Genomic DNA, 7,875 nt, shown 5'->3' on the forward strand with positions numbered 1-7,875 from the left:
GTAGTATTTTTTCATTATAAATTTTTAGTTTCACTCAATAATCATAAGATTTTCAGTGGCCTCATTACAACATAGTTACCTTTTTTTATAATCCTCTTAATCCTTCTGGCTTGTAATTATTCTCTTTTAAAGCTTCATCTATCTCCTCTAATAATCTATCCTTATCTCTATTCAATACTCCTTTAAGAGATATATAATTCGAAGCATGATTCGATCTGAATACACAATCATTCACTTCTATATTTTCTATAAATAACCTTGTCTCTAACATCACTTCTTCTGGAGATAATGGATTAAAATCTCCATATTTATAATCATTATACAATTCTGTTCCTTCTTCTAACATTAATGTTAATAATCCTACATAGTCAGGATTTATTGCATTTATGACTTTGGCTGAATCAATAGCATGATTCTTAATATACTCTCTTCCCCCTATCCCAGATATCAATGTTACCGATAAATCTATTCTCGACTCTTTAGCTTTTTTTCCAGCCTCAATGATATACTTACTATCTATCTCTTTATTTATCTTATCTAATATAGTATCATTACCTGATTCAATACCCATATACATAATTCCTAACCCATTATCTTTTAAGGCTTTAAGTTCCTCTACACTTTTATTTAATATATCTCTAGGTGTAGCATAGATACCTACTCTTTCACACTCCGGGAAAATTTTTATTATATGTTTTAAAATCCTTAGTAAGTCTTCTGTTTTTAATATCAAAGCATCACCATCTGCTAAAAATATTCTTTTTATATTTTTATAATATTCCCTTGCAGATTCTAAATCTTTTATTATATCTTCTACTCTTCTTATTCTAAATTTCTTATCTTTATACATACTACAGAAAGTACATTTATTATGGGCACATCCTATTGTAGCTTGTACTATTAAACTTCTAGCTTCACTAGGTGGTCTATAAATCATTCCCTCATATTTCATTTCTCAACCTTCCTTTTACTTTAGATTCTTCTTCGATTATACCAGAAAAATTATAAACTTCAATTCGTATCTCATTAGTACAATTTTACCTAAAATTATTATACCTGAGATATAATAATTTTCAAATCATAAATTAAAAAGATGCAACAATTTGCATCAAGAATAATATATTTATATAAAATATTAAATTTGCTTAATATATATAAATGCTTTATAATACTCTTTATACGTTATTCTAAAATACAAGGAGGGAAAATTATGAGAGACAAATGGTCTTCAAATTTGGGATTCATTTTAGCAGCCTCGGGTTCTGCAATTGGATTGGGAAACTTATGGAAATTTCCCTACAATGCAGGAGCTAATGGTGGCGGTGCATTTGTACTTTTATATCTTTTATTTTTAATTTTAATAGGTATACCTTTAATGATATCTGCTATTACATTAGGTAGAAAGACACAACTATCTGTTTTTGGAGCTTATAAAAGTATTAATCCAAAATGGTCTTTTGTTGGTGGATTGGGTGTTATCTGTGGTTTTATTATTTTAGCTTTTTATTCTACTGTAGGAGGATGGGTAATATATTATTTAAAAACTGCTATACTAGGTGGTTTAAACTCTACTGATCCTATTTTCCTTGGAAATTTATTTGGAAATTTAATGAATTCTCCTGTTGAACTGTTGCTATATCAATTTATTTTTATGCTAATCACCATGTTTATTGTTCTAAAAGGTATTAGCAATGGAATAGAAAAAGCATCTAAAATAATGATGCCGTCATTATTTATAATAATAATTATTATTATTATCAGGAGTATAACACTAAATGGAAGTTTAGTTGGAATAGAATTTTTATTTATACCAGATTTTTCTAAAATAAATATGGATGTAGCTATGAATGCTTTAGGTCAGGTGTTTTTTTCCATAAGTATCGGAATGGGTACTATAGTAACTTATGGTAGCTATTTGGATAAAAAAGACAATCTATTAACAACATCTTCTATGATTCCTTTACTTGATACATTGATAGCAATACTTGCAGGTCTTGCTATTTTACCAGCAGTATTTGCGTTGGGCTTTGAACCTACTGAAGGACCAGGACTAATGTTTATTACTCTTCCTGCGGTATTTTCATCTATGCCTCTTGGTAATTTATTTTGTATTTTATTCTTTTTATTAGTATTATTCGCAGCATTGACATCTTCTATATCAATGCTAGAAGTTGCTGTATCATATTTCGTAGAAGAAAAAAAGAAAAAAAGAGTTCCTTCTACTGTCATAATAGGTATTATTATATTCCTATTAGGCATACCTGCTTCTCTATCTTTAGGTACATGGTCTTTTAAAGTATTGGGAACATTAAATTTCTTTGACCTATATGATAAATTAACTGCTAATATCCTCCTAACAACTGGTGCTTTTCTATTGACTATTTTTATAGGATGGGTATTGAAACCTGAAGAAGCTATTAAAGAAATAGAGAGTTCTGGTATTAAGTTTAAACTAGCAAATATATGGACTATATTAATTAAATATTTAGTTCCTATTGCAATTGGTATAATATTAATAAATTCTTATATAGATTTCATAAAATCTATATTAAATATTAGTTAATCATAAGATAGAGATAAGGTTAACCCCTTTCTCCATCTTATTTTTTATTCGTGCTAAAATTATTAAAATATTAAAATATTAAAATATTTCTGATATCAAATGACTTATTTTACTTTTTAATATAAAATAGAAATAGAAAAAACGAAAGGATGATTATATGGAAAATTTTCAACATCTATTAGAGAAATATGCTGAGTTAGCTGTAAAAATCGGAGTAAATATACAAAGGGATCAAACCCTTGTTATAAATTCTCCTATTGAAGCTAAAGAATACACAAGAGCCTTATCTAAAGAAGCTTATAATGCTGGAGCAAGAAATGTAATTATTGATTGGAACGACGAACAATCTACTTTAATAAAATTCCTAAATGCACCAGATAAAGCTTTTAAAGAATATCCTAAATATTTAGCTGATGGTAAAACAGACTTAGCTAAAAAAGGAGCAGCTTTTATCTCTATCTCTGCGTCAAATCCTGATTTGTTCAAAGATGTAGATCCTAGTAGAATAGCTACATATAATAAAACTGTATCATTAGCTCTAGAAAAATACAGAGAATATATGATGGCTAGTAAAGTAGCTTGGTCAGTAGTTTCTGTTCCTACCGAAGATTGGGCTAAAAAAGTCTTTAAAGATTTAAATGGAGAAGAAGCAGTAGAAAAACTATGGGAAAAAATATTTAAAATAACTAGAATGGATAAAGAAGATCCTATAAAAGCTTGGAGAGAACATTTGGACAATCTAGAATCTAGAGTTAAATTCCTAAATAATAAGAGATTCAAAAAATTACATTTTAAATCCGAAGTAACAGATTTAGAAGTAGAACTTCCAGAAGATCATTTATGGGCTGGTGGTGGTGAAGAAAATGAAAAGGAAACTTATTTCGTAGCAAATATGCCTACTGAAGAAGTTTTTACCCTACCATTAAAAACCGGAGTAAATGGAGTAGTTAAAAATACAAAACCTTTTAACTATAGCGGTAGTTTAGTAGACAATTTCACATTAACATTTAAAGATGGTGAAGTAATAGATTTTACAGCGGAACAAGGTTATGAAACATTAAAAAAATTAATGGAAACTGATGAAGGAGCAAGTTATCTAGGTGAAGTTGCTCTTGTACCAGATGATTCTCCAATATCAAATATGGATACTATATTCTACAATACCTTATTTGATGAAAATGCTTCTTGTCATTTAGCTCTTGGAATGGCTTATCCAACATGTATAGAAAGTGGCGGGAATATGACTAATGAAGAACTTAAAGAAAAAGGAGCTAATAATTCTTTAATTCATGAAGACTTTATGATAGGATCCCCTGATATGGATATAATAGGAGAAACTAAAGATGGAGAAAAAATACAAATATTTAAAGATGGTAATTGGGCAATATAATGTAAAAGAGAGAATTGATATATATCAATTCTCCCTTTTATTTAGTAAAATCCTTTACCGAATCCTGGAAATAAAAAGAAAATAACTACAATCACAATTATAATAAGTAATAAATCATCGTCAAAACCAAAAAATCCTCTTCCTGACATAACAACACCTCCTAGTAATACTATCTTATGCGCTATTAATCATATTGCTACTACTAATAAAGGTTTACTTTATAAAAATTATATTATAAGATATTCTTTGATATTTAATTATTTTAGAAATAGAGATGATGTATTATATGAATATTCTTACGGTTAAAAATCTGACTCATGGTTTTGAAGATAAAACATTATTCCAAGATGTTTCTTTTAGACTTTTAAGATGAACCTACTAAGGAAGGCCTAGGCCTTCCTTTTTATTATTCATTATATATTTTTATATTTATATTATTCATTAATTTACTTGAAACTAAACCTGAAACCATTGATCCGCTTACATTAATAGCTGTTCTACCCATATCGATTAGTGGTTCTATAGCTATCAATAATCCTACTAATCCTACTGGAAGTCCCATAGTAGATAATACTACTAATGCTGCAAATGTAGCTCCACCACCAACTCCAGCTATTCCAAATGAACTTATTGCTGTTACTATAATTAATTTGATTAAAAATGCTGGTGCTAATGGATTTATCCCTACGGTAGGTGCTATCATAATAGCTAACATTGCAGGATAAATACCAGCACATCCATTCTGCCCTATACTAGTTCCTAATGAAGCTGATAAATTAGCATATCCATCTGAAACTCCTAATTTATCAATCTGTGTTTCAATATTTAGTGGCAATGCTCCTGCACTTGTTCTTGAAGTAAATGCAAAGGCAAGAACTGGTGCTGACTTTTTAATGAACTTTATAGGATTTAATCCAAATATGGCCAATATAATAAAATGAATTATCATCATTAAAATCAATGCTACATAAGATGCTAATACGAATTTTAATAATCTATAGATTTCCTCAAAATCACTTGTAGACATAACATTAATCATTAATGCTAATACCCCATAAGGAGTTAATCTTAATATAATTGTTACCATTCTCATAACCACATCATGTAATGTTTCAATTATTTTTGAAAAATGTTCAGCTGATTCTGGTTTCTTTCTTCTCAATCCCATTGTTGATATTGCAATGAAAGCAGCAAATATAACTACTGATAATGTTGATGAATCACCTTGCCCAGTCATAGAATAAAAAGGATTAGTTGGAATAATACCTATTATTTGATCTGGAATACTTTGTTGTTGAAACTCACCTAGTCTTTCCTCTAATCTTTCTCCGGCTTCAATTTCATTTTCTCCTTGTTGCAATCCTTCGGCTGTTAAATCAAATATACTAGCAGTCCCTGCACCTACTGCTGCTGAAATAGCTGTAGTTAAAACTAATACCAATATTATTATACCTGCCATTTTACCAAGATTTTTAGAATTTTGATTTATTATTGCACTAGTTATAGCTACAAATATTAATGGAATAACTATCATCTTTAATAATCTAACATATGCAGACCCTACTATAGAAATCCATGTATTAGACTTCATAACTACATCTGAACCTGCACCATATATTAATTGTAATATTCCTCCAAAAATAATTCCTCCTACTAAGGCTAAAAATACCCTTTTAGTAAAAGATATATGTTTTTTCTGCATTAAAAATAATCCATAAATAATACCTATAAATATTAGTACATTTAAAATAATTAATATTATATCATTCATAATTAACTCCCTCCTAATTTTAATCTTATTTATATTATACACACAAATTCCGATAAGTAAATAGGGAATTGAATTTTTTTATAAATCTTCTATCTTTACTCCTGCCATTTTCATAAGATAAATAGCATTTCTTGTGGTTGATACTCCCCTCTTCAGCTTGTAATCAAAATGAATTTTACCATCTTTATAATATTCCTTAAAATGATAATTCAATACATTTCCTTTTGTTGTTTTTTCTAATTCTCCTAATTCTAAATCATGAGTGGATACTAATCCTATTCCATTATTTTTATATAATTGTTTCAATAACATTTTAGCTCCTAGATGTCTATCATAGGAATTCGTTCCCTTAAATATCTCATCTAATAGAAAAAATACTTGTTCTTTTCCCTCAGATGCTTTTACAATATTATTTATTCTTTTAAGCTCTCCATAGAATGAAGATACTCCTTCTTCAAGATCATCACTTATTCTCATGCAAGTCTGTAAATTCATCAATGAGCATCTTAATTTCTCTCCACAAATAGAACTTCCACTATAAGCTAATACTATATTTATTCCTATTGTCCTTAGAAAAGTACTTTTTCCTGCCATATTAGATCCTGTAATTAACACTATTCTTGAAGGATCTTCAATTTTTATACTATTACTTACAGCATCACTCCTAAGTAACGGATGAGCTATGTTTTGTGATATAATAACTGACTCTTCATCTGTAATCTCAGGTATTGCCCAATCAGGATTATCATATCCTAATAATGCTAAACTAGATAAGGCTTCTAATTCTCCTACTACAGATAACCATTCTTTTACTAAACTACCTGATTGTTTTTTCCATTTATGTAACCTTATTAAACATTGATAATCCCATAATGTTACTATCTTAATGGGCAAGAATAACATATTTTTTCTATTTAGAATCCTTTCTACTATTTTGTCTAATTCCCTTAGTTGTATAATAGCAGAATGCCCCTCTTCATTTTTTATTCTATTCCTTAACTTTAATAAATATGATGATTTGAATTTTCCCTTTTCAAAAATATTTAGCATTTTCCAATATACTTTTATCTCATCTTGATATCTATATACCTCATTAAATTCTTTATTTATGTTATTACTGTTTAAAAATCCCATTAAAATTTGAATTATAACCAAATAAATAGGTATTGACTTTGATATTATTTCAAACCCATATCCAGCAATCAAAGCTGTTATAGTAATCAATGGCAATATTTTGATTATAACTTTAATCCAACCTTTATCATAAAAACTATTTTTTCTCCTTGCCCATTCTACTAAACTTTTATTATCTTCACTTTTTACTTTTATAGTCATCCCTTCTGCTAATAACCTTTGACGAAACCATCTCTTTTTAGATAATTCTTTTATTGCTTCTTGTCGTTCATATATATTATCTTTATTCTTAGGAATATTAGATAAAATATATGCTAATCTATTTCTACCCTCTGATGTATATGCACTATTAATATATTGAAATAATGAATTTTGTCCAAATATATCTAGATCAAAAGTATAATCATGATTTTCATCTACATACTCTTCTCCTCTATCTTTAAAGGTATTCCAATTTCCTTCTACTCTATCTATTGATTTAGAATTTATATTTGTTAATATTATAAGATACTCATGTAAACCTTTTAGCTTGTTATGGAATCTTATTAAATATAGGAAAACACCCAGTATAAATAATAAAGTAGCCCATAAAATTATACCTCCAATATCCATAAATAAAAAAACAGCTACAATGATAAATATTATTGCTGTTATCAATCTAATTAAACTCACTATATTCATAATCTTATTGGTCTTAGTTGAAAGTTTAGAATATTTTTTCTTTCGTTTTTGATATATCTTTTTAGACTTCTGCAATTTTATATCCCCTTTCTTATGTTAAAATTATTATAATATATATTATTAGTTTAACATAATATATTATTTACCTTTAATTTTAAAAATTATTTATTTACTTATAATCATATATTCATCTACATTTTACAGAACTTATGAGCGAGAAAGCCCACTTCTTCAGATATGGGATGAAAGCGATATTTTTTAAATAGTTATTGCAGTTTATCAGCATAACTAATACAATGTATATATGAATGAATATAGAAAAACTAAAACAACAAC

At 27.9% G+C, this 7,875-nt stretch carries 5 protein-coding genes; 2 read left to right on the forward strand and 3 right to left on the reverse strand.

From position 1 onward, the window contains the following. Positions 1-85: 85 nt before the first annotated feature. Entirely contained in the window at positions 86-952 is an 867-nt protein-coding gene (locus GOQ29_RS00950) for a radical SAM protein (RefSeq protein ID WP_203370525.1), read from the reverse strand. 258 nt (positions 953-1,210) lie between these two features. Here GOQ29_RS00950 and GOQ29_RS00955 point away from each other — a divergent pair, with 258 nt between their 5' ends. Both GOQ29_RS00955 and GOQ29_RS00960 read left to right on the forward strand, forming a co-directional pair. Continuing rightward, positions 1,211-2,563 carry a sodium-dependent transporter gene (locus tag GOQ29_RS00955; protein ID WP_203370526.1) on the forward strand — a complete coding sequence of 451 codons (1,353 nt, stop codon included), beginning with the start codon at positions 1,211-1,213 and terminating at the stop codon, positions 2,561-2,563. 157 nt (positions 2,564-2,720) lie between these two features. Beyond that, entirely contained in the window at positions 2,721-3,953 is a 1,233-nt protein-coding gene (locus GOQ29_RS00960; protein ID WP_203370528.1) for an aminopeptidase, read from the forward strand. A gap of 406 nt (positions 3,954-4,359) precedes the next feature. Here the strand turns inward: GOQ29_RS00960 and GOQ29_RS00965 are convergent, their stop codons facing one another. After that, positions 4,360-5,724 (reverse strand): L-cystine transporter, encoded by a 1,365-nt coding sequence (locus tag GOQ29_RS00965; RefSeq protein ID WP_203370530.1) that lies wholly within the window; start codon positions 5,722-5,724, stop codon positions 4,360-4,362. A 78-nt stretch (positions 5,725-5,802) separates the two neighbouring features. After that, positions 5,803-7,614: a MutS-related protein gene (locus tag GOQ29_RS00970; RefSeq protein ID WP_203370532.1), complete on the reverse strand. Its 1,812-nt coding sequence runs from the start codon at positions 7,612-7,614 to the stop codon at positions 5,803-5,805. Between the last annotated feature and the right edge of the window lie 261 nt (positions 7,615-7,875).

This window comes from Anaeromonas gelatinilytica, assembly GCF_016820635.1.
GTDB lineage: Bacteria > Bacillota > Clostridia > Tissierellales > SIT17 > Anaeromonas > Anaeromonas gelatinilytica.

Bases quoted from the DNA above. Each gene is read 5' to 3' on its own strand.
- GOQ29_RS00955 (WP_203370526.1), top strand. From the start codon at position 1,211: ATGAGAGACAAATGGTCTTCAAATTTGGGATTCATTTTAGCAGCCTCG.
- GOQ29_RS00950 (WP_203370525.1), bottom strand. From the start codon at position 952: ATGAAATATGAGGGAATGATTTATAGACCACCTAGTGAAGCTAGAAGT.
- GOQ29_RS00960 (WP_203370528.1), top strand. From the start codon at position 2,721: ATGGAAAATTTTCAACATCTATTAGAGAAATATGCTGAGTTAGCTGTA.
- GOQ29_RS00965 (WP_203370530.1), bottom strand. From the start codon at position 5,724: ATGAATGATATAATATTAATTATTTTAAATGTACTAATATTTATAGGT.